The organism is Phaeovulum sp. W22_SRMD_FR3 (assembly GCF_052113705.1).
In the GTDB taxonomy this organism is placed as follows: Bacteria; Pseudomonadota; Alphaproteobacteria; order Rhodobacterales; family Rhodobacteraceae; genus JBGQOG01.
Genome location: NZ_JBGQOG010000004.1, coordinates 343,606 through 364,661, shown reverse-complemented (window position 1 = coordinate 364,661; position 21,056 = coordinate 343,606). Strand labels below are relative to the sequence as shown.

Annotated in this window: 21 protein-coding genes and 1 other RNA gene; 5 read left to right on the top strand and 17 right to left on the bottom strand. The window is 65.7% G+C overall.

Annotated elements, in window-relative coordinates; translation table 11 throughout:
- Positions 1-97: 97 nt before the first annotated feature.
- The 9 genes from bfr to gatC form a co-directional block, all read right to left on the bottom strand.
- The gene (gene bfr, locus ACEN2S_RS08050) at positions 98-583 is read right to left on the bottom strand and encodes a bacterioferritin (protein WP_441864697.1); all 486 of its coding nucleotides are present in this window, start codon (positions 581-583) and stop codon (positions 98-100) included.
- Between the two features lie 4 nt (positions 584-587).
- A complete protein-coding gene (locus ACEN2S_RS08045) occupies positions 588-827 on the bottom strand; it encodes a (2Fe-2S)-binding protein (RefSeq protein WP_441864694.1) in 240 nt (79 codons plus the stop codon).
- 64 nt (positions 828-891) lie between these two features.
- Positions 892-2,151 carry an imelysin family protein gene (locus tag ACEN2S_RS08040; protein WP_441864691.1) on the bottom strand — a complete coding sequence of 420 codons (1,260 nt, stop codon included), beginning with the start codon at positions 2,149-2,151 and terminating at the stop codon, positions 892-894.
- A gap of 574 nt (positions 2,152-2,725) precedes the next feature.
- Positions 2,726-2,893, bottom strand: coding sequence for a 50S ribosomal protein L33 (rpmG, locus tag ACEN2S_RS08035; RefSeq protein WP_036700690.1), 168 nt, complete (start codon positions 2,891-2,893; stop codon positions 2,726-2,728).
- A gap of 231 nt (positions 2,894-3,124) precedes the next feature.
- Positions 3,125-3,554, bottom strand: an RNA gene (gene rnpB, locus ACEN2S_RS08030) — RNase P RNA component class A.
- 12 nt (positions 3,555-3,566) lie between these two features.
- Positions 3,567-4,289, bottom strand: a complete 723-nt coding sequence (locus ACEN2S_RS08025) for an N-acetylmuramoyl-L-alanine amidase (protein ID WP_441864771.1) — start codon at positions 4,287-4,289, stop codon at positions 3,567-3,569.
- A gap of 28 nt (positions 4,290-4,317) precedes the next feature.
- Positions 4,318-5,115 carry a hypothetical protein gene (locus tag ACEN2S_RS08020; RefSeq protein ID WP_441864688.1) on the bottom strand — a complete coding sequence of 266 codons (798 nt, stop codon included), beginning with the start codon at positions 5,113-5,115 and terminating at the stop codon, positions 4,318-4,320.
- A 104-nt stretch (positions 5,116-5,219) separates the two neighbouring features.
- Positions 5,220-6,707 carry an Asp-tRNA(Asn)/Glu-tRNA(Gln) amidotransferase subunit GatA gene (gatA, locus tag ACEN2S_RS08015; RefSeq protein WP_441864685.1) on the bottom strand — a complete coding sequence of 496 codons (1,488 nt, stop codon included), beginning with the start codon at positions 6,705-6,707 and terminating at the stop codon, positions 5,220-5,222.
- Entirely contained in the window at positions 6,704-6,991 is a 288-nt protein-coding gene (gatC, locus tag ACEN2S_RS08010) for an Asp-tRNA(Asn)/Glu-tRNA(Gln) amidotransferase subunit GatC (RefSeq protein ID WP_441864682.1), read from the bottom strand. The genes gatA and gatC overlap by 4 nt, the downstream gene beginning before the upstream one ends.
- A 214-nt stretch (positions 6,992-7,205) precedes the next feature.
- On the opposite strand from gatC, the gene ACEN2S_RS08005 reads away from it, so the two are divergent.
- A complete protein-coding gene (locus ACEN2S_RS08005; protein ID WP_441864679.1) occupies positions 7,206-7,898 on the top strand; it encodes a metal-dependent hydrolase in 693 nt (230 codons plus the stop codon).
- Between the two features lie 120 nt (positions 7,899-8,018).
- On the opposite strand, the gene ACEN2S_RS08000 is transcribed toward ACEN2S_RS08005, so the two are convergent.
- The 6 genes from ACEN2S_RS08000 to ACEN2S_RS07975 form a co-directional block, all read right to left on the bottom strand.
- Positions 8,019-9,125 carry a primosomal protein N' (replication factor Y) - superfamily II helicase gene (locus tag ACEN2S_RS08000; RefSeq protein ID WP_441864676.1) on the bottom strand — a complete coding sequence of 369 codons (1,107 nt, stop codon included), beginning with the start codon at positions 9,123-9,125 and terminating at the stop codon, positions 8,019-8,021.
- Positions 9,126-9,141: 16 nt separating this feature from the next.
- Complete coding sequence (locus ACEN2S_RS07995; RefSeq protein ID WP_441864673.1) at positions 9,142-10,272, bottom strand: SPFH domain-containing protein; 1,131 nt, start codon at positions 10,270-10,272, stop codon at positions 9,142-9,144.
- Between the two features lie 17 nt (positions 10,273-10,289).
- Positions 10,290-11,276, bottom strand: a complete 987-nt coding sequence (locus tag ACEN2S_RS07990; protein ID WP_441864671.1) for a DUF2927 domain-containing protein — start codon at positions 11,274-11,276, stop codon at positions 10,290-10,292.
- Positions 11,260-12,444, bottom strand: coding sequence for a toxic anion resistance protein (locus ACEN2S_RS07985; protein ID WP_441864668.1), 1,185 nt, complete (start codon positions 12,442-12,444; stop codon positions 11,260-11,262). Before ACEN2S_RS07985 ends, ACEN2S_RS07990 begins: the two co-directional genes overlap by 17 nt.
- Before the next feature lies 1 nt (position 12,445).
- Positions 12,446-13,291 carry a 5-bromo-4-chloroindolyl phosphate hydrolysis family protein gene (locus ACEN2S_RS07980; protein WP_441864666.1) on the bottom strand — a complete coding sequence of 282 codons (846 nt, stop codon included), beginning with the start codon at positions 13,289-13,291 and terminating at the stop codon, positions 12,446-12,448.
- Between the two features lie 456 nt (positions 13,292-13,747).
- Positions 13,748-15,658, bottom strand: a complete 1,911-nt coding sequence (locus tag ACEN2S_RS07975) for a pseudouridine synthase (protein WP_441864663.1) — start codon at positions 15,656-15,658, stop codon at positions 13,748-13,750.
- Positions 15,659-15,781: 123 nt separating this feature from the next.
- Here ACEN2S_RS07975 and ACEN2S_RS07970 point away from each other — a divergent pair, with 123 nt between their 5' ends.
- The 3 genes from ACEN2S_RS07970 (at position 15,782) to dtd (ending at position 17,775) form a co-directional block, all read left to right on the top strand.
- Entirely contained in the window at positions 15,782-16,231 is a 450-nt protein-coding gene (locus ACEN2S_RS07970) for a nucleoside deaminase (RefSeq protein WP_441864768.1), read from the top strand.
- A 174-nt stretch (positions 16,232-16,405) separates the two neighbouring features.
- On the top strand, positions 16,406-17,326 hold the full coding sequence (locus ACEN2S_RS07965; protein ID WP_441864661.1) for a carbohydrate kinase family protein: 921 nt from the start codon (positions 16,406-16,408) through the stop codon (positions 17,324-17,326).
- Complete coding sequence (dtd, locus tag ACEN2S_RS07960; RefSeq protein ID WP_441864658.1) at positions 17,326-17,775, top strand: D-aminoacyl-tRNA deacylase; 450 nt, start codon at positions 17,326-17,328, stop codon at positions 17,773-17,775. Before ACEN2S_RS07965 ends, dtd begins: the two co-directional genes overlap by 1 nt.
- Before the next feature lie 52 nt (positions 17,776-17,827).
- Here the strand turns inward: dtd and ACEN2S_RS07955 are convergent, their stop codons facing one another.
- Positions 17,828-18,439 carry a hypothetical protein gene (locus ACEN2S_RS07955; protein WP_441864655.1) on the bottom strand — a complete coding sequence of 204 codons (612 nt, stop codon included), beginning with the start codon at positions 18,437-18,439 and terminating at the stop codon, positions 17,828-17,830.
- Between the two features lie 107 nt (positions 18,440-18,546).
- On the bottom strand, positions 18,547-18,852 hold the full coding sequence (locus ACEN2S_RS07950) for a hypothetical protein (protein ID WP_441864652.1): 306 nt from the start codon (positions 18,850-18,852) through the stop codon (positions 18,547-18,549).
- Between the two features lie 717 nt (positions 18,853-19,569).
- On the opposite strand from ACEN2S_RS07950, the gene ACEN2S_RS07945 reads away from it, so the two are divergent.
- Complete coding sequence (locus tag ACEN2S_RS07945; protein WP_441864765.1) at positions 19,570-20,937, top strand: DEAD/DEAH box helicase; 1,368 nt, start codon at positions 19,570-19,572, stop codon at positions 20,935-20,937.
- The last annotated feature ends 119 nt before the right edge of the window (positions 20,938-21,056 follow it).

The following is a 21,056-nucleotide window of genomic DNA, read 5'->3' as shown; positions in this document are numbered from 1 at the left end:
AGAGGCCGACTTGCGCCGATTTCCTGATGTTTTCAATCGGAAAAATCCCCGCAGCCTTCACGCGGCCGCGAGGACGGGAGCCGCTGAAGGGTGGGCCTCACTCGGCCTCATTCGCGGGCAATGCGTTCAACATGCCGAATTTCTCTGCCCCGAGCGCATCATGCAGCGACAGCTGGGTTTCGAGGAAATCGATATGCCCCTCTTCATCGCTGATCAGCGTGTCAAAGAGCGCGCGGCTGACGAAATCGCCCACCGCATCGCAATGCCGCCGCGCTTCTATATAGAGGGTGCGGGCGTCATGCTCGCCGGCCAGATCGCATTCCAGCGTCTCGCGCAGGGTTTCACCGATCCGCAGCGGGTCGAGCTTTTGCAGATTCGGATGGCCCTCAAGGAACAGGATCCGCGCGATCAGCTTGTCGGCGTGATTCATCTCTTCGATGCTTTCGGCGCGGGATTTGGCGGCAATGCGGCCAAAGCCCCAGTCTTCCTGCAAGCGGTAATGCAGCCAATACTGGCTGACAGCCGTCAGCTCCGAGCGCAGAGCCGCGTTGAGATACTCGATGACCTTCGGGTCGCCCTTCATTGTCTTATCCTGTCTGTTGCGCGCGTCGCTTCAGGCCGCGCAGGGTGGCGGGAACCTCCAGCCTGTCGGAACGGCGCATGGTGTCAACGAAAAGCGGCATGCAGCCGCCACAATCGGCGCGTTTGCCGAGCGCGCGGTAAATCTTGCCGGGGGTGATGATGGTGTCCGGGTCGGCGGCGCGCATCCAGTCCACCGCCGCGCGGATGTCATGGTCGCTGATTTGCATGCAGTGACAAACGATCATCGCAGATCCTCCGTTTCCGGCACCGGGGCTGGCCGGGGGCAGCCGCCTGCCGCCCCCCGCTGACTTATTGGAAAACCGTGGTCGGCGCGTCGAGGCTGTCCGAGCCTTCGATGCTGGCGTCAGCGCCGAGCACCTTCACCGCGCGCTCAATGCTGCGGGTCTGGTCGATCAGCGCATCCACCGACGCCTGGATCAGCGCACCGCCCTCGGCATTGCCGGTGGCGAGCATCTGGTCATAGGCCATGCCACCCTCGGCCTTTTCCTTCAGCGCGGTCAGCGCGGCAACGCTGGTGCCGATCTTGGCGGTCAGCTCCTCGGCCAGCGCCGGGTCTTTCTCGGCCACCAGCGATTGCAGCGAGGCGCCCTGCACCACCGAGCCATCGACGCGATTATAGCGGCCGGTCAGCACGTTCTGCATGCCGATGCCGTCATAGTAATGGCTGTTGTAGGTGTTGTCCGAGAAGCAATCCTGCTCTTCCTCGGGATCATGCAGCATCAGGCCCAGTTTCATCCGCTCGCCCGCCAGCTCGCCATAGGAGAGGCTGCCAAGGCCGGTGAGGATGGCGGCAATGCCGGTGGCCGTGTCATCGGTGATCGCCGCGCGCGCGGCCCCACCCGGCTGCCAGTCGGCGGCCATTTCGTCGAGGTCGGTGACGAGAAGATCGGTGACCGATTTGAGATAAGCGGCGCGACGGTCGCAATTGCCGTTGGTGCAGGCGTCCCCCGTCACATAATCGGTGTAGGCGCGCGCGCCTGCGCCCGGGCCGGTGCCGTTCAGATCCTGCCCCCAGAGCAGGAATTCCACCGCGTGATAGCCCGAGGCGACATTGGCCTCGATCCCGTCAGCCTCTTGCAGCACGTCGGCGATCAGTGCGGGGGTGATCTGGCTGGCATCCACCGCCGTGCCCGCGATGGTGATCTGCGGATTGGCGACGACGTTCAGCAGCGCATAGTCATTCTCTTCGTTCACTGCGGCCGAATCCGCATCGACATAGTCGATCAGCCCCTCGTCGAGCGGCCAGGCGTTCACCTGCCCCTCCCAGGCATCCACCACCGGATTGCCAAAGCGGAAGACCTCTGACTGCATATAGGGCGCGCGGGCGGCCTTCCAGGCGTCACGGGCGGCCTCAAGCCCTGCCTCGGAGGGGGCGGCAAGGAAAGCGTCCACCGCCGCCTGCAGCGCATGCGCCGTGACCGCCGCATCGCCATAGGTCGCCGCGCCGATCTCGGCATAATTGGCCAGCACATCCTCGCGCAGATCCGCGAAGGCCGGGCTGGCGCAAAGCGCGGTGGTGGCAACAAGGGCGGTCAGGCAGCGGGTCATCCGGGCATCCTTTAAACGATTCCCCCTCAGGCCGGGGGCTACAGAGTTTTCGGGAAACTGACTGAAACAGTCGGACTTGTAAACCCGATAAAATTAGTCACGGAAGGCGGCAGAGGTCAAAGCGTCCGCGCGAAGGCGCCGATACGCTCTCGCCGGGGCAGTCGCCTTCTGCCCCTCCGGCCCCACTTCTGCCCCCGGCATGATCCGTCCGCTGCGCCCGACCACTGATGAAACTCTGGCCGGGAAGCGCCCCCGGGCCCCGCACCACGCGGACCGGAAGAGGGCCCGGCGCCCCCGAGAATCGCCCTGAGGATGTTTGCGCGGGCCGCCCCCCCCCCCCCCCCCTGCCGCCCTCTCGCGGCGACAGCAGACGGCGCGTGGTGGAATCGCCGCCCCCCGCAGTACAGCCCGTATGGCCTGAAGCTCAGGCGATGGCGTGCATCTGCGGGACAGCCCATAGCCCACGGCACCGTTCCGAGCGCCCCGCCGCGCCACCCCACAACACCCGGGGCCAGAAATGCAAAAGGCCGCATCCCGGGGGATACGGCCTTCAATGCTTCAGAAAGCGCAGATCTTACTTGATCTTGCCTTCTTTGTACTCGACGTGCTTGCGCAGGACCGGATCATATTTGTTCACGGTCATTTTTTCGGTCATGGTGCGGGCATTCTTCTTGGTCACATAGAAGTGCCCGGTGCCCGCCGTCGAGTTCAGACGGATCTTGATCGTCGTCGGCTTCGCCATTTTTCGTCTCCTGCATTCGGGCTACAGCCCCGGCAGGGCATCCCGTTAAATCCTTGAAGCCGCCTTTTACCCAGCCACGGGGCGGAGTCAACTGCGAAAGCCGTGCGCGGCACGGAAATCTCGTCAGTTCGCTCGCGTCCAGTGACAAAGCGGGTCTAATGCGACCGGTTCCTTGCCCTGCCCCGGGCCCGCCCGGGAGAAAAGCCACCCTGCCGCTAGCGGCAAGATGAAATGCGCGGATGGCCTGTAAGCCGGATTCTGTCCAAGGGGTTGCCCCCTCTGGATGATCATTCCTCTGGGCGCCGGATTGCTCCGTCGCTCTAGCTGCCAACCCGGACCTCTCGGGTCGAAGATACCCTGCGGCGGTATCGGTTGCCCGACCGGCCCCGCGCGAGGTCCCTATTCGGCGTTGCTCCCGGTGGGGCTTGCCGTGCCGGTCCTGTTACCAGTCCCGCGGTGGGCTCTTACCCCACCGTTTCACCCTTACCCGATCCTGATCCCCTTGCGGGGGGAGGGGGCGGTCTGTTCTCTGTGGCGCTTTCCCTGGGGTTGCCCCCGCCGGGCGTTATCCGGCACCGTTTCTTCATGGAGTCCGGACTTTCCTCGCAGGCCCCGGTTTCCTTGCGGACCCTGTTGCCTGCGCGATCATCCAGCCATCCGCGCGGGGGCAGCCTTAGGCGGACGGCACCGTGCCGTCAATCGCGAAACGCCCCGACGCGACCGGATGCGCAGCGGCGAGGCAGGCCGCGATTCGGCGGTCCTCGGCTGTCTCCGGCCCCGTCGCACCGGGACGAAAACGCAAACGAAAGGCCGAGAGCAGGATCTCGGGCTCCGCCGGCGGATAGCCCAAAAGCGCGAGGCTCTGCCCCAGTGGCGCGGCGGCATCTGCCGCCTGCCGCATTTCCACCTGCTGCCTCTCCGGCGGTGCGGCCTCGGGCCAGACCGCCAGCCCCTGCAGCGCCAGCCGCCGCCAGTCAAAGCGCGGGCCGGGGTCGATCTTGCGGCCGGGCGCCATGTCGGAATGCCCGATCACCCGTTCGGGCGGGATCGCCCAGCGCGCCATGATGCCCCGCAATAGATCCTCGAGCGCCGCCATCTGCCGCTCGGGGAAGGGCCGGTCGCCGGGATTGGCCAGTTCAATGCCGATGGAATGGCTGTTCACATCCGTCACCGGGCCCCAGGCCCCTGCCCCGGCATGCCAGGCGCGCATCGCCTCTGGCACGAGGGCCTCGGCCCGCCCCGCCTCATCCACCAGCCAATGCGCCGAGACCTCGGCCTGCGGATCGCAAAGCCGCGCCCGGGCGGCCCCGGCGCTGGCCATGGCGGTGTAGTGCAGAACGATCAGGCTGGGCAAAGCCCCCGCCCGGCGCGGGCCAAAATTCGGCGAAGGGGCCAGCGTGGCGGCCAGAGCGGGCCCGCTCACCTTATTTGCGGGCCTGCTGGAAGGGGCGCGGGTCCCAGGCGCAGGCAAAACCATCACCATCGGGATCGAGGTTCAACGGATCGCGCGCGGGGCCGCCGCGTTTCAGGAAGGCCGCCTGCGCCAGGTCGCTGCCCGGATATTTCGCGCAAGCACGCTCATGATTGGCCATTTTGACCGTGCCGCGCTCCCAAACCGATTGCCCGACTGCATTGGTCGCCGCAAGTGCGTAATCCACCAGTTCCGCACCTTTGGCACCGCTGGCCACGGGGGCCGGGCGGGCCTGCGCCACGGGAGCAGACATCGGGGTCGCCACAGGAGTCGCCATCGGGGCAGACATCACATCCGACGCCGCCGCAAACTGGCCCGGGGCAGTGTAGCCGCCGTTCTGCCCGGTGGGGTCCAGCCGCAGATCGGCCGAGGGCACTTCGGTTGGCACCATGCCGGCGGTGTCGGCGCCGCCCCCGTCCACCTGATTGACCGCCGCGAGGATCGAGGCCGGCAAGGGCGCCCCCGGCGAAACCGAAGGGGCGGCCCCGGCAACCGGGGTGCTCAAGGGCGCGGGCTGCAGATCGGTGGCGTTCATCGGCGCCCCCACCGGAGACCCGGCGCCCGTGCCCATGCCCGTGCCATAGCCCGAGGCGGGCGCCGCGCTGCCCGTCTGGCCCGAGGCGCGCTCGGCCATATAGCTTTGATAATCGCCAAAGCCGACGCCACCCGGACGGTCGGGCACATTCGGCTCGCAGGCGGCCAGCACCAGGGCCGAGGCCATCAGCGGCAGGGTTCCGAGAAGTTTACGCATCGCATCCCCTTGCCCCACCGGGCGAAATTCTGCCCCCGCGGGGCCGGACATGCCCCGAAGGGCCCAAACGAATGCCCCCCGCCGATCGCAGGGGGCGGTTTCTTTTACCACCAGCGCGCGGGTTTCGCCGCAAAGCCCGCGGCTTTTTCCAGCACAAGCGCGTGATTGAGCAGATCGCCCTCTTCCCAGGGGCGGCCAATCAGCTGCAACCCCAGCGGCAGCCCCTTGGCATCCACCCCCACCGGCACCGAGATCCCCGGCAGACCGGCGAGGTTCACCGTCACCGTGAACACGTCATTGAGATACATCTCGACCGGATCGGCGCTCGAGACTTCGCCCAGACCAAAGGCCGGGCTCGGCGTCGTCGGCGTCAGGATGCAATCCACCCCGGCGGCAAAGGCCTGCTCAAAATCGCGCTTGATCAGCGCGCGCACTTTGCGGGCGCGGTTGTAATAGGCGTCATAGAACCCGGCCGAGAGCACATAGGTGCCGACCATGATCCGCCGCTGCGCCTCGGGACCAAAGCCCTCGGCGCGGGTTTTCTCATAAAGATCGTTGATCCCGTCGCCCGATCCGAGCTTGGCGCGGTGGCCATAGCGCACCCCGTCATAGCGCGCGAGGTTCGAAGAGACCTCGGCCATCGCCACCACGTAATAGGCGGGCAGCGCGTATTTCGTATGCGGCAGCGAGATATCGACAATCTCGGCCCCGGCGGCCTTCAGCATCGCCGCGCCGTCATCCCAGAGCTTGGCGATGTCTTCCGGCATCCCCTCCATGCGGTATTCGCGCGGAATCCCCACCTTTTTGCCGCGGATATCGCCGGTCAGCGCCGCTTCAAAATCCGGCACCGCAATCTCGGCCGAGGTGCTGTCTTTCGCATCGACCGAGGCCATCGCGCCCAGCATGATCGCCGCATCGGTGACGGTTTTGGTCATCGGCCCGGCCTGATCGAGGCTGGAAGCATAGGCGATCACCCCCCAGCGCGACACACGGCCATAGGTCGGCTTGATGCCGACAATGCCGGTGTAGGCCGCAGGCTGGCGGATCGAGCCGCCGGTATCGGTGCCGGTCGCGGCCAGACAAAGGTCCGCCGCCACTGCCGCCGCCGAGCCGCCCGAGGAGCCGCCCGGCGTCAGCGCCGTCGCCTCGCCCGCGCGGCGCCAGGGGCTGGTGGTCGGGCCATAGCAGGCGCTCTCATTCGAGGAGCCCATGGCGAATTCGTCCATCGAGACCTTGCCCAGCATGACCGCGCCCGCATCCCAAAGGTTCTGGGTGACGGTGGATTCGTATTCGGGGCGGAAGCCCTCCAGAATCCGGCTGCCAGCCTGGCTCGGTACGCCTTTGGTGCAAAAGAGGTCTTTCACGCCCAGGGGAATGCCGCACATCGCGGGCGCATCCCCGGCCTTGATCCGGGCATCGGCGGCGGCTGCCTGTTCGCGGGCAATCTCGGGCGTGTTGTGCACGAAAGCGTTCAGCGCCGAGGCACCCTCGATCGCGGTCAGACAAGCATCGGTCAGCTCGACCGCGGTCACCTCGCCCTTGCGCAGCGCATCGCGGGCGCCGGCAATCGTCATTTCATTCAGCGCGCTCATTCCATCACCTTCGGCACGGCAAAGAAGCCTTCGCGCGCATCCGGCGCGTTTTTCAGGATTTTTTCCGGGTAACCACCATCGGTCACCACATCCACCCGGCGCTTGAGCCGCATCGGCGTGACCGAGGTCATCGGTTCAATGCCCTCGACATCCACTTCCGTCAGCTGTTCCATGAAGGTCAGCATGTTCGAGAGTTCGCCCGCCAACTGCGGCAGATCGTCTTCGGCCACGGCAATCCGCGCCAGATGCGCGACCTTGCGGGCGGTATCAATGTCGATGGACATGGGTTGGCTCAGTCCTTTGGGTCTCGGGTTTTGCAGATCTTGGGTTTTGCAGCCTGCCTCAGGCTGCGGCAGGCATTTGTCGGCCCCGGGTTTAGCGCCCCGAGGCCCCGCCCGCAAGCGGCAGGGGCGCATGACGCACGCGCCTGTGTGGTGCAAGGGCTTTTCTTCGCCACGCCGCGCCCTAATCTTGGGCAGAACCTAAGGGAGATGCGCGATGAAACTGACCTGGCTTGGCCATTCCGGCTTTCGGCTTGAAATCGAAGAGGCGGTGATCCTGATCGACCCCTGGATGACCGGCAATCCGGTCTTCCCCGCCGAGCGCCGCGCCGAGGCGATGGCGGGGGCGACCCATGTGCTCCTGACCCACGGGCACGGCGATCACACCGGCGACACGCTGGCGATTGCCAAGGAGCAGGGCATTCCGGTGGCGGGGATCTATGACCTGATGTCGCATTGGGAGAATGTCGAGGGGATCAAGACCGTCGGCTTCAACAAGGGCGGCACTGTCGATCTGGGCGGCGCCAGAGTGACCATGGTCAATGCCTGCCATTCCTCCTCGCTCGGCGGGCCGAACGGGCCTGTCTATGCGGGGTCAGAAGCCGGATATATGATCGCCGGTGAAGGGCATGTGATCTATGTCTCGGGCGATACCGACATCATGGCGGATATGGGCTGGATGGGGGAATACCATGCGCCCGACATCGGCATCCTCTGTGCGGGCGGGCATTTCACCATGGACATGAAACGCGCGGCCTTTGCGGCGAAGAAATACTTCAATTTCAAGACCGTGGTGCCCTGCCATTACCGCACCTTCCCGCTGCTCGAGCAATCGGCGGCCGCGCTGGCCGAGGGGCTGCCGGGGGTGCAGGTGATCGAGCCGGAGGTGATGACCCCCATCCTTCTGTGAGATCTGGGAGGGAGCGGCGGGGGGCCGTCTGCCCCCCGGCGTTTTCGCCCCCCTCCATGGGGGGCTAAAACGCTCCCCCCGAGGATATTTTCGATCAGGCAAAGCGGAGGCGGTGCATTCTCAGCGGCTCTGGTTCAGATAGACCACGATGCCCACGGCAATGGCGGCGGCGAGGACGGCCAGGGCAATCTTGATCGCCGAATAGGGGCGCTCGCCCTGCACGCGGCCGGTCTGGCCGTTGACCACAAAGCGGAAGCTGCGGCCGCGGTATTTATAGGCCGCCGTCCAGATCGGCAGCAGGATGTGTTTGCAGGTCTCATCCCGCCAATCGGTATCCACCGCCTCGATCCGCTGCTCATCGCCGCCGATGTCACGGCGAATGTCGCTGGCGATTACCTGTGACATGCGGGCCTGCGCCTCTTCATGGGCCGGGGCCAGTTGCACCGTATAGCCCTCGGCGGTGAAGCCCGCGAGGTAATCGGGGCGGTAGGGCACCAGCGCCGACAGATCCCAGGGTTGCAGCGCATCGGTATGGTTCTTGGGCAAAGCCTGCGAGGCGAGGATCAGCACATCGTCAAAAAACCGCGCGACCCGGCCCGAAACGCGGGACCAGCGGATCTTGCGCACTTCGCGCTGCTCCTGACGGCTTTTGCCATCCACGGTGACGGTGACCCATTCGGTTTCGTAATAGGCGTCGCCCCGCAGGCCCTGATAGCGGCTTTGGGTATCGGCATCAAAGGTCCAGAACGGCGAATAGACTCCGGTCATCCGCCGCCCCTTGCGGGCATATTCGGTGAGGCCCCCCGGCGCGAACCACAGCCCCTTCAGCCAGGTGCCCAGAGCGGCGCGGGCCTGCGCCTCTGTCACCACGAAAGGCACCAGCCCCTGCGGTTTGATGTGCCGCTCGGCACTGGTGCCCGCCACCACCGGCGTCGCACAATAGGGGCATTCGGTGGCGTGATCGGCGCCGTGCAGCTCGATCTCGGCGGCGCAATTCGGGCAGCGCAAAAGCCGCACCTCGGCGGTATCGGCCAGTGGCAGATCGGCGCGGAGCGCCGAGGCCAGATCCAGTTCGCGCAGATCCGCCTGCCCCCGGCCCGTGGCAGCAGGGATCGTCTGCACATGGCCGCAATGGTCGCAGATGAGTTCGCTCTGCCCGGGGGCAAAGCGCAGATCGGCCCCGCAGGCATCGCAGGGGTAATGGCTCTCACTCTTCGGGACGGGCATTCGGGATCTGCGCCTCTCAACCTGCGGGGGGCGGCGGGGGCGGCGCGATGGTGAAGAGCTGTGCCAGCTCGGTGACCTCACCAGCCGGGGTCCAGGCGGCAAAGCCCGGCGCCCAGACCAAGGTCGCCCGGGTAAAGCTGCCCTCGGTCACCATGCGTCCCAGATGGCCGCGCCCGAACGGGCCCTGCGTCGCGCCATTCACCGCCAGATGCCAGACGGTTTCCACCGGCGGCGGCGGGGGCGGCGGCGGGGCCATGCCCATCGGCTGCGCGGCGGGGGCGGCGGCCGGGGCCGCGCCCCAGGGGCCGGGCTGCGCCATCTGTTGCCCCATCGCAAGGCCCATGCCGGCGCCCATCGCGGCCCCCATTGCGCCGCCCGCACCGCCCTGCGCCAGAGCTTCCGCCGCGTTGAACTGGGTATAGCGGTTCAGATCGCCCGCGATCCCCATCGAGGTGCGCTTGTCCAGAACCTTCTCGACCTCTTCCGGCAGGCTGATGTTTTCAATGTAGAATTCCGGCAGCGTCAGCCCATAGGCCGAGACCGCAGGCTCAATCGCCTTCGAGACGAGCTTGCCCAGATCGGCGGTATTCGCCGCCATATCCAGCACCGGAATCCCCGAACCGGCCACCACGCGCGAGAATTCCTGCACGATGATGTTGCGGATCTGAAAGCTGATCTCATCGGCGGTAAACTCACCATCGGTGCCCACAATCTCGGCCATGAACTTCGTCGGATCGCCGACGCGCATCGAATAGGTGCCAAAGGCCCGCAGCCGCACCGGACCAAATTCCGGATCCCGCGCGATGATCGGGTTTTTCGTGCCCCATTTCAGATCGTTGAACCGGGTGGTGTTGACGAAATAAACCTCAGACTTGAACGGGCTTTGAAAGCCGTGGTCCCAGTGCTGCAGCGTGGTCATGATCGGCATGTTGTTGGTTTCGAGCATGTAAAGCCCGGGGCTGAACACATCAGCAATCTGCCCCTCATGCACGAACACCGCCGCCTGCCCTTCGCGCACGGTCAGCTTGGCGCCATATTTGATGGCATGGCCCTCGCGCTCGAACCGCCAGACCATCGTGTCGCGGGTGTCATCGACCCAATGGATGACATCGATGAATTCGCCTTTGAGGAAATCCAGAATACCCATGGGGGCTCCTTTTCAGGTCAGCTGTCGGGCCCGAGCAATTCGGCCGCGATGGTTTCGACAATCGGCCGCGCCTCGGCCTCGGTCATGCCGGGGCGCAGACGCGGATCATAGAGCATTTTCAGCAAAAGTTCGTCATGCCGGGTCAGCAGCGCGAATTCCTCGTCATCGTTGAAGATCGAGGGGCGCGCCTGCGGGCTGTCATTCGCGAGACCGAGGCCCTGCGACAGCTCTTCGTGAATGCATAACCGGCTCAGCGCCTCGGGATGCTCGCCGCGGATCACCGCGACCGCATGGGTATAGGTGCTGGAGGTGCCCTCCGAGAAGGCAAAGACCACGCAAAAGGTGGTGGTCGGCAGATCGGTGATGCCGCGGATTGCCTGAGCTTCGATCCCCGGCACCAGTTGCTGCAGGCGCGGGCCGATCGCCCGACGCTCATTCTCATTCAGCACAAGGATGTTGAAATTGGCGCTGCGCGCATCGGCCATGCTGACGGGATGCCCGCTGGCCTGCGCCAGCCGCCGCGCATAAGTCGAGATTTCGGCACGGTCCGTCGCTTGCCGGACGAGGGGCACCGAGCTGCCAAATTCCACCGACATCCGCACCGGTGCCGCCCAGCGCCGCAACCGGCTGGCGCGTTGACGCGCGACAATCGTGGGGCCGCCGGTGTCATATTCATCCCAGAGCGCAACGCGCAGGAAATCTTCGACCAGTTGTCGGCGCCCGAAAGGCGCATCCACGGGGGAGTAATCGGTCCGCATCAGGCCCTGCCCCAGAAGCCGCGCCTGAATCCGCGCGTAATAATCGGCCACGGCCAGACTTTCCACGGTCTGCGGTGTCGCGGATTTCGACGGCCGTGGCGGCGGCGGCGGCAGCGCAGGCGCGGGCGTGGACGCAGGCGCCACCCCGTCTTGCGGCAGCTCGCACCCCGCCAGCCCCGTCAGCGAGAGCAGCGCCGCACAGACCCACAGGCCCCTGCCTGCGCGGGAATCAGTGGTTTTGCGCAACCGCCGTCCCCGAGTTGACCGGCCGGGAAGAAGCCGAGGCCAAAGTGTCGCGCAATTCGCCCTCCATCCGGGTCAGTTCCTCTTCGGCCGCCGCGCGGCGGGCCTTGCCCTCATCGGCGATGCGCAGGCTGTCTTCGATGGTGGCGATCAGCTCGGCATTGGCGGTTTTCACCGCGTCAATGTCAAACACGCCGCGCTCCATCTCGGTGCGCACGGCGGCATTGGCCACGCGCAGGTTCTTGGCATTGGCGGTCAGCAGCTCATTGGTCAGATCATTGGCATCGCGCACGGCGGCAGCGGCCTCGGCGCTGCGCTGGATGGTGACGGCCTGCGCCAGCTGGGTTTCCCAAAGCGGCACGGTATTGACGAGGGTCGAGTTGATCTTGGTCACCAGCGACTTGTCATTTTCCTGCACCAGCCGGATCGAGGGCAAGGATTGCATCGTCACCTGACGGGTCAGCTTCAGGTCATGCACCCGGCGCTCCAGATCATCGCGGGCGGCGCGCAGATCGCGCAGTTCCTGCGCCCGCATCACCTGATCATGCTCGGCGGCGGCGGCCACTTCGGCCTCTTTCGCCGGGATGTCGCGGGTGTCCACGTCTACCAGCTTCGCCTCGCCCGCCGCGATGTAAAGCGCCAGCTCATCGTAGAAATCCAGCGTCTTGGCGTAGAGCTCGTCCAGGGATTTAATGTCTTTCAGCAGCGTGTGTTCATGGCCCAGAAGATCATCGGTAACCTTGTCGATCTGGGTCTGAACCTCTTCAAAACGCGCCACAAATTGTGCAAAAGGCGCGGCACGGCCGGTCAGCTTTTCCCACCAGCTGCGGCCGCGGCGCACGTCCAGCTCCGAGACGGAAAAGCCGCGGATGGTCGAGACGATGCGGCGCAGGCTGTCGCCCGCAGGCCCCACATCCTTGTTCTTCACATCCTGCAACATGCGCTGGCTGATCTCTTGCAACTCGCCCTGGGCGCGCGACCCAAAGCCCACGATCGAGCCGGTGTCCGACATGTCGATCTCGGCGATGCGGGTGCGGATTTCATCGGCCTGCCCGGGGGCGGCGGCCTCCAGCGGCACCACGGCGCCGCCCGGTTCGGCCAGCACGACCGAAGTCACTTTTTCAACATCGGCAAGGGCGGCTGCAGCCTGATCGCGGGTGGTATCGCTCATGTCATGTCTCCAAGGGGGTTTTGGATACAACGCCCTCGCGCGCCAAACGGTCGCGCAGAACGTCGATTTCCAGGTCAAGATCCGCCCGTCCGCCCTCGATCAAAGACCGGGTGCGGGCGGTAAAATTGGTTTCCAGATCGGTCAGCAGCGCCACATAATCGCTCTGCGCTTTCGCATCGCGGGTGGCGGCAAAGAGATCGGCAAAGGCGACGGTCGCGTCGCGCGCGCCCATCAGATACACGACGAGGTACTTGCGCGCCGCCGTCAGATCGCGCGGATCATTCTCCACCGCGCGGATCAACTCCCGCGCCGAGGCGATGAACATATCCACCCGCGCGGCCATCCGGTCATCGCGCGCACGCAAGATCGCCTGCCGCATCCCGGTCAGATATTGCTCGGCGGTGTCCACCACCCGCGCCACCCGGTCCTGTTGAAAGGCGTCAATCCCCTCCATCCCCTTGTCCGTCAAGGGATCGGGGCCAAAGGTCAGGTGATGCAGCACCGCCCCCACCAGCCCGAGGATCAGCGGCCCCGCCAGCCCATGCACCGGATCATAGGCCCCAAGGCCAAGGCCAAGCCCGGTGATCGCCGCGCCGATCATCTTGCGCGGCAGCGCCGGGCGGCGGGCGATCTTGCGCGCCTGATAGGCCATTTCCGCCTTCAGCCCCTCGCGCGTCAGATAGGCCGAGAGGCCGAGGCAGCCGAAAGCCGCAAGGTCGATGGCGAGGCCCAGCGGTGCCTCGCCAAAGGCGGTGAACAGAAACGGCACCCCGGCCAGCATCAGCCAGCGCGGCCGGTTGTGGAACCGGTGCAGAGGCGCAGGATCCGAGGGCCGCGCACGCGACACCCTCTCCGGGCCAGACGGGCCGGAACCGGAAGGACCAGAGCCAGACGGGCCCTGCGGGCTGAACTTTCCCCCGAAACGTGTGGCCATCACACCCCTCCCGTGAAGGCGGTGTAGAGGGTCAGCATGACAAGCAGGTAAAAGGCGATCCGACGCATGGCGCTTTCAGACATGGGCCCCCCGGCATTGGCCGGGCGTTCCGGCGGTCTGGTTCTTGCGGCAGAGTGGCCGCAGTTTCCGCCCGCCGCAAGCCCTGAGGCATAAATCCTGCGTGTGGCGCAAAAAGCCGCGTGGGCGGCCCGCCAGGACGCAGGCGCATCGCGCCGATGGCCCGCCATCCGTCTGCAATGGCGGACGCCACCCGGAAGGCGGCGGACGGAGCAGCCCCCCGTCAATCAGCGCCCGCCGAAAACAAAGGCCCCCGCATGGGGGGCCTTGTCCTGCACCGGGTTGCGCGGGTCAGTCGCGGCGCGGGCCGGGGCGGCCTGCGGGTTTGCCACCGCTGCGGCCAGCGCCACCGCCGGTGCCGCCGCCCGCGGGTTTGCCGCCATGCGATTTGAAGCCGGCGGATTTGCCCCCGTCACGGCCACCATGCGATTTGAACCCCGAGGATTTGAAGCCTGCGGATTTGTCGCCGCGCGGGGCGCCACGCTCATCGCCGCGCGCTGCAAACGGTTTGTCACCGCGCGGGGCATAGGGCTTGTCGCCACGGGGAGCATAGGGTTTGTCGCCGCGGGGAGCGTAGGGCTTGTCGCCACGCGGTGCATAAGGCTTATCCCCGCGCGGTGCGTAGGGCTTATCCCCTGCCGCGCGCTCTGCCCGCTCTTCCGAGGGTTTGCGGAATTGGCGCGGGGCGCGTGCTTCACCGTCGCGGGCGCCGTAGGACGGCTTGTCCGCATGCGATTTCGCGCCGTAGGACCGGGCCTGCGGCTTGTCGCCATAGCTGCTGCGCGGACCGCGATCTGCGCCTGCGGCCTCAGCCGGACGCTCACCACGGGCCTTGTCAGCCCCCCAGCGCGGCTTGCGCGGCGCATCGGCATCACGCGGCGGACGGGCGCCCTGCGGCTTATCCCCAAAGGCAGGCTTCGCGCCATAGGGCTTGCGGTCGCCGTCATCCCGGCGCGGACGGTCGCCATAGGCCGGCTTGTCGCCAAAGGCAGGCTTCGCGCCATAGGGCTTGCGATCCCCCTCATCCCGGCGCGGACGGTCGCCGTAAGCCGGTTTGTCGCCAAACGCGGGCTTCGCACCATAGGGCTTGCGGTCACCCTCATCCCGACGCGGACGGTCACCGTAAGCCGGTTTGTCGCCAAACGCGGGCTTCGCGCCATAGGGCTTACGATCCCCCTCATCCCGGCGCGGGCGGTCGCCGTAAGCCGGTTTGTCGCCAAACGCGGGCTTCGCGCCATAGGGCTTGCGATCCCCCTCATCCCGGCGCGGGCGGTCGCCGTAAGCCGGTTTGTCACCATGCGATTTCGCCCCGAACGAGCGCGGCTTGTCACCATAGCCACCGCGATCACCACGGTCCGCATCCCGCTTCATCCGATCCCCAAAGGCACCGCGCACGGCAACCCGCTCTTCCGCCGAACGCGGGCGGCGCTCTTCCGCCGTCTCATCGCCGGTCAGCAGACGCTCGCCCAGCTGATCGCGCAACACCTTGCGCTTGACCTCGACCACCGCGCCCGGCTCCATCTCGTTCAGACGGAACGGGCCATAGCTGACGCGGATCAGCCGGTTCACGATCATCCCCACCTCTTGCATCGCGCGGCGGATCTCGCGGTTGCGGCCCTCACGGATGCCCACGGTCAGCCAGGCATTGGCGCCCTGCTGCCGGTCGAGCACGATCTCCATCGGCTGGAAATCCTCGCCCTCGATGGTGATGCCGTTGCGCAGGGGGTTGAAGGTCGAATCCTCCGGCCGCCCGTTCACCCGCACGCGGTATTTGCGCAGCCAGCCGGTCTCCGGCAGCTCCAGACGCCGCTTCAGCCCGCCATCATTGGTCAGGAGCAACAGACCCTCGGAATTGAGATCGAGACGCCCCACCGTCATCACCCGCGGCATGCCCTCGGGCATTTCGTCAAAGACGGTGCGGCGGCCTTTTTCGTCGCGCTCGCTGGTCACCAGACCGAGCGGCTTGTAATAGAGCCACAAACGCGTCTCTTGCGGCGCGTCGATCGGCTTGCCGTCCAGCACAACCTTGTCATGCGGCATCACATCCAGCGCCGGGCTGTCGATGGTCTTGCCATTGACCGAGACGCGACCCAGAAGGATCATCTTCTCGGCATCGCGGCGCGAGGCGATGCCTGCGCGGGCCATCACCTTGGCGATGCGTTCGCCACCAGTAGAGCTGTTCGGGGATTTTTCGGTCGTCATGTTGCGATTCCTCACGGATGGCAAAGGGGCGCATTTTCGCGCAAGCCGCCTCTCTATGCTAACACGAGCCAAAGGGAAAGCATCTTGCACAAGCGCCGCAGATCACGGCAAAACCGCAGGATGATCCCGTTTCGCAGCCAGATGCACCTAGCCTTGGAAGAGGCGCGCGCCGCCGCCGCCCGCGGCGAAGTGCCGGTGGGTGCCGTGATCACCGACGCGCAAGGCCATGTCGTCGCCCGCGCCGGCAACCGCACCCGCGAGCTGAACGACCCCACAGCCCATGCCGAAATCCTCGCCCTGCGCGCCGCCTGCGCCGCCGCAGGCTCCGAACGCCTGCCCGGCCACAGCCTCTACGTCACCCTGGAGCCCTGCCCGATGTGTGCGGCCGCCCTGTCGAATGCCCGCATCGCCCGCCTCTATTACGGCGCTGCCGATCCGAAATCCGGCGGCGTGGCGCAAGGCCCCCGCATCTTCACCCATCCGCAATGCCACCACGCCCCCGAGATCTATGACGGCATCCATGCCGCCGAGGCCGAAACCCTGCTCAGGGACTTCTTCACCCGCCTGCGCTGACCCGGGGCAGGCGCAGGCCGCCCTCCCCTTTGCCTGATTGAAAATATCCCCGCCGGAGGCATCCGCCCTTGCCGCAAAAGCCCCGGCTTGGCATTGAGAAAGTCATGCGGCTGCGCTATAGCGCCGTTAGCGATAACAGGCGGCAGAGTGACGCCGATTCCGGGGAGTGGTGCGATGATCCTGAGCTGTGGGGAAGCCCTGATTGACATGCTGCCGCGCGAAAGCGCCGCGGGGGAGCCTGCCTTTGCCCCCTATCCGGGGGGCGCGGTGTTCAACACCGCGATTGCACTCGGCCGCCTCGGGGCGCCTGCCGGGTTTTTCACCGGCCTTTCCTCCGACCTCTTTGGCCAGATGCTGGAAACCGCGCTGAGCGAGAGCAAAGTCGACAGCGCCCTTGCCCATCGCAGTGACCGCCCGACGACGCTGGCCTTTGTCAAACTGACCAATGGCCATGCGAGCTACGCCTTTTACGACGAAAACACCGCCGGTCGTCTCCTGACCCCCGCCGATCTGCCGGAAATTCCCGCCTCGGTCCGCGCGATGTTCTTTGGCGGCATTTCGCTGCCCGTCGATCCCTGCGGCGGCGCCTATGAAGCCCTGATGCTGCGCGAGGCACCGGCCCGCGTCACCATGATCGACCCCAACATCCGCCCCGGCTTTATCCGCGACGAGGCCGCCTATCGCGCCCGTCTGGCCCGGATGATGGCCGTGGCCGATATCGTGAAGGTCTCGGACGAGGATCTGGCCTGGCTGACCGGCGCGGGCGACATCGCGCATGGCGCCCAGAGCCTGCTGGCACAGGGGCCGAAGCTGGTTTTCGTGACCGAAGGCGCCACCGGTGCGCATGGCTTCTCGACCAATCACACCGTCTTCGTGCCGTCGAAAAAGGTCACCGTCGCCGATACGGTCGGTGCGGGCGACACGTTCAACGCCGGTGTCCTGGCCGCCTTTGACCGCGCGGGGATGCTGACGAAAGACGGCGTGGCCCATGCGGATGCCGAGATGATGCGCGCGGCACTGGAGCTGGGCACGGCGGCGGCGGCTGTCACCGTCAGCCGCCCCGGCGCCAACCCGCCCTGGGAACACGAACTCTGATGCGGGCGCTGCTTCAAAGGGTCACGTCGGCCCGCGTCGAGGTGGCGGGCCAGCTGATCGGCCAGACCGGGCCGGGCCTTTTGATCCTGATCTGCGCCATGGCGGGCGACAGCGAGGCCGAGGCGGAAAAGCTCGCTGCCCGCATCGCCAAGTTGCGGATTTTCAAGGATGACGCGGGCAAGATGAACCTCTCGGTCCGCGACATCGGCGGCTCGGCCTTGGTGGTCAGCCAGTTCACGCTGGCGGCAGACACCTCGCGCGGGAACCGTCCGGGCTTTTCCACCGCGGCCGCCCCGGCGCTGGGTGAGGCGCTCTATCAGCATTTCAGCGCGGCACTGCGCCGCGAAGGGATCGCGGTTGAGAATGGCGAATTCGGGGCCGATATGGCCGTCTCGCTGGTGAATGACGGGCCGGTCACCATCTGGATGGACAGCGCCGACCGCGGCTGAGACCGCGCCCCGCCGCCCCTGCGCGCCCCGTCCGGCCACAGGCAACCCACCCCTAGCGGCGGTGATCGCCCGCCACCGATCCGCGGCGCCATTGCTGGTAGAACCGCTGCCAGCGGAAGAAAAACATCACCAGCACCAGCACCACAATCGTCCCTGAGAGCGAGCCGACGGTGATCTGCAACAGGCTGAACAGGTGACGCGATGGCGGGATCACATCATGGAGCGCCAGCATGATGGCGCTGCCCTTGATCATCCCGGCCAGAAATCCCACCAGCAGCAACGGACGCCAATGCGCCAGCATCGCTGAGGGCTGGCTGACGCCTCCCAGGGTGAATTTCAGAATAGAGAATGCCAAAGGCGCGCTGACCATGACGCCCAGCAACACCAGCGGCTCCTTCAGGGCCACCATGTCCGTGACATAGCCAAATCCCAACAGGACACACATTGCAGGCAGCAGATAGAGCACTGACGACCAGCCATAGAGCCAGGCCACCAGCACCCGGACGCCCGTTGCCGGCTGCACAAACAAGAAATACGGCGTCATCTCCGACGCCAAATTCAGGTGCAAGAGACCCAGCAGATCGCGCACCGCGAAGGTCACGCCCAAATGGCACAGAGACCAAAACGCCGCGCGTTTCATATGCCGCATAAGGTCGGGATTCACACCCAAATCCTACACTCCCATTCCGCTGCTCAGCCAAAGGCACCAACGGGTCACTCTGGCCGGGCGTATCACCCGTTGCGGGGGATTACGACGGACTGCGGGAGACCTCAGCTGGCGTGACTGACCGCTTGCGCGAGCATGTAACGCCCGGTTTTGGCATCCGCTGCCCGCATCAACAATCCACGCTCCAACAGACCCCGCAGGGTCCGGTGAAAGGTGGGCTGCGTCATATGGCTGACAAGCGGGTGCTGGCGCATATCTTCAGACCGCACCGGAACCGCCACCTGCGCCAAACGTTCAATCGCATAGAGCAGGTCCAACTCGTTGCGGGTCAGTTCACCCAAGCCCAACTCGTTCTCCATGCCCAGCAACAATTCACGCAGCTTCGCAACACTCCCCAGCTTTTTATCCATACTTTTCCCCGACATCGCTCGCAAATGGTCCGCCCCGCAAGAGCAGTACGCCAAGTATGCTGGTTAAAAGTAAGTAAAATCAACGCAAACTATCATTTTCCCAAAAGTATTTCGTAACTCTTCATGTATGCCGCCGCAAGAGTACACGTTAAGGTTGCAGTCACTTTGAGAATCGACTACCGTCACAAGCAGTAGAAGTGATAACGATTTTCCCCGCAGATACTTAGAAAATTGGGCGCTTTTGACGATTCTGTGATCCTCCCCTCCCCGGCGGGATCGCAGGTCGCATGTGCCATACGCGTTTTGCCGCTTGGCGGCTCACCGACCGGCGTGCAGATGCCGGGCGGCTCATAAAATGTGCCTGAATTTTGGGCATCCATGCAAACGACCAGCGACTCCGCCTGCCGGGGCCGCAAAATGGACAGGGATTGGCCTTCCCCCCAGTCGGCCGGTCCTTGGGGCGCGAAAGAAGCAGCAGCCTTGACATTTCGCGCCCCCTCCCTCATATCGACTGCAGCCGACGTCCGCTGCCGCGTGAGCAGCTGCGCCAGAAGGTGGGGCCCCTGAAGGGGTCTGACCCTCCCGCCAGACCCGGCCAATCAGGTTCCCATGTCACGCGGGGGTCCAGCAGATCAGTGATCTGCGCCCCGCCCGACTGCTCTGGCCGCCCCTGCGCGGTCCGGGGCTATGATCCTTTTCGGCCCCTTGCTGGGCCATATGCCCGTTGATGGGCTTCATGAAAGACGTCTTTTGGAAAATTTCGACAATCTGGGCCTCTCGCCCCTCGTGCTCGGCAATCTGGCCGCGCTGGGTCTGACCAAACCCACCCCGATTCAGGCCCAGGCCATTCCGCATATCGTGGAAGGCCGCGACCTCTTGGGCCTCGCCCAGACCGGCACCGGCAAAACCGCCGCTTTCGGCCTGCCGATGCTGACCCGTCTCATCGCCTTTGGCAAACGCCCGGCGCCGAAAACCGTGCGCGCGCTGATCCTGGCGCCGACCCGCGAACTGGCGACGCAAATCGCCGACAACATCACCGCTTTCGCCCAAGGTTCGCCGATCCGCGTGTTCCGCGTGGTGGGCGGTGCCTCGATCAACGTGCAATCCGAACGTCTGGCGCGCGGCGTTGACGTGCTGATCGCCACCCCCGGCCGTCTGCTCGACCTGCTTGACCGTCGCGCGCTGACCCTGTCCGAGACCACCTATCTGGTGCTGGATGAGGCCGACCAGATGCTGGACATCGGCTTTATCCACGCCTTGCGCAAAATCGCGCGGATGCTGCCGGAGAACCGTCAGACGCTTTTGTTCTCGGCCACGATGCCGAAGCTGATGTCGGAACTCGCCGACAGCTATCTGAAAGAGCCGGTCCGCGTGCAGGTCGCCCCTCCGGGGCAGGCCGCCGAGAAAATCGAGCAGGCCGTCCACTTTACCACCCAAGGCGAAAAGGCCACCCTGCTTGCCGAATATCTGGGCAAGCATCCGGGCGAGCTGGCGATTATCTTCAACCGCACCAAACACGGGTCGGAAAAGCTGGCGAAACTGCTCGACGGCTGGGGCTTCTCGGTCGGCGCGATCCACGGCAACAAGAGCCAGGGTCAGCGCGAGCGTACGCTGGCGGCTTTCCGCGCCAGTGAGATCCAGGTGCTGGTGGCGACCGATGTCGCGGCCCGTGGCCTCGACATTCCGCAGGTGGCGCATGTCTATAACTACGATCTGCCGAACGTGCCGGAAAACTACGTCCACCGCATCGGCCGTACCGCGCGTGCGGGCCGTGATGGCAAGGCCGTGGCCTTCTGTGCACCGCTGGAAATGGCCGATCTGCGCTCGATCGAAAAGATGATGAAAAAGCCGATCCCGGTCGTGGGCGGTCAGCCGCATGCGGAAGGTGCCGGCAGCGGCATGAGCAAGCCGGCCGGGCGTCGTCCGGGTGGCGGCAATGGCGGCGGCAAGAGCTTTGGCGGCGGCAAACCGCAGGGCAAGCCGCAGGGTCAGCGCCAGGGCAAACCGCACGCAGCCAAAGCCGATGGCGGTGCGCGTCCGCCGAAGCGCGCCTCGCGCCGCCCGAAGGGCGAACGCGCCGCGTAATGCAGGCTGCAGAATGATAAAGGGGCGGTCCTGCGGGGCCGCCCTTTTTCCATGGCCCGCATCGGATCGCGGCGTCAGGGACCCGTGCCCATCTTGCTCTGCGCGGCGCGCGCCTGTAT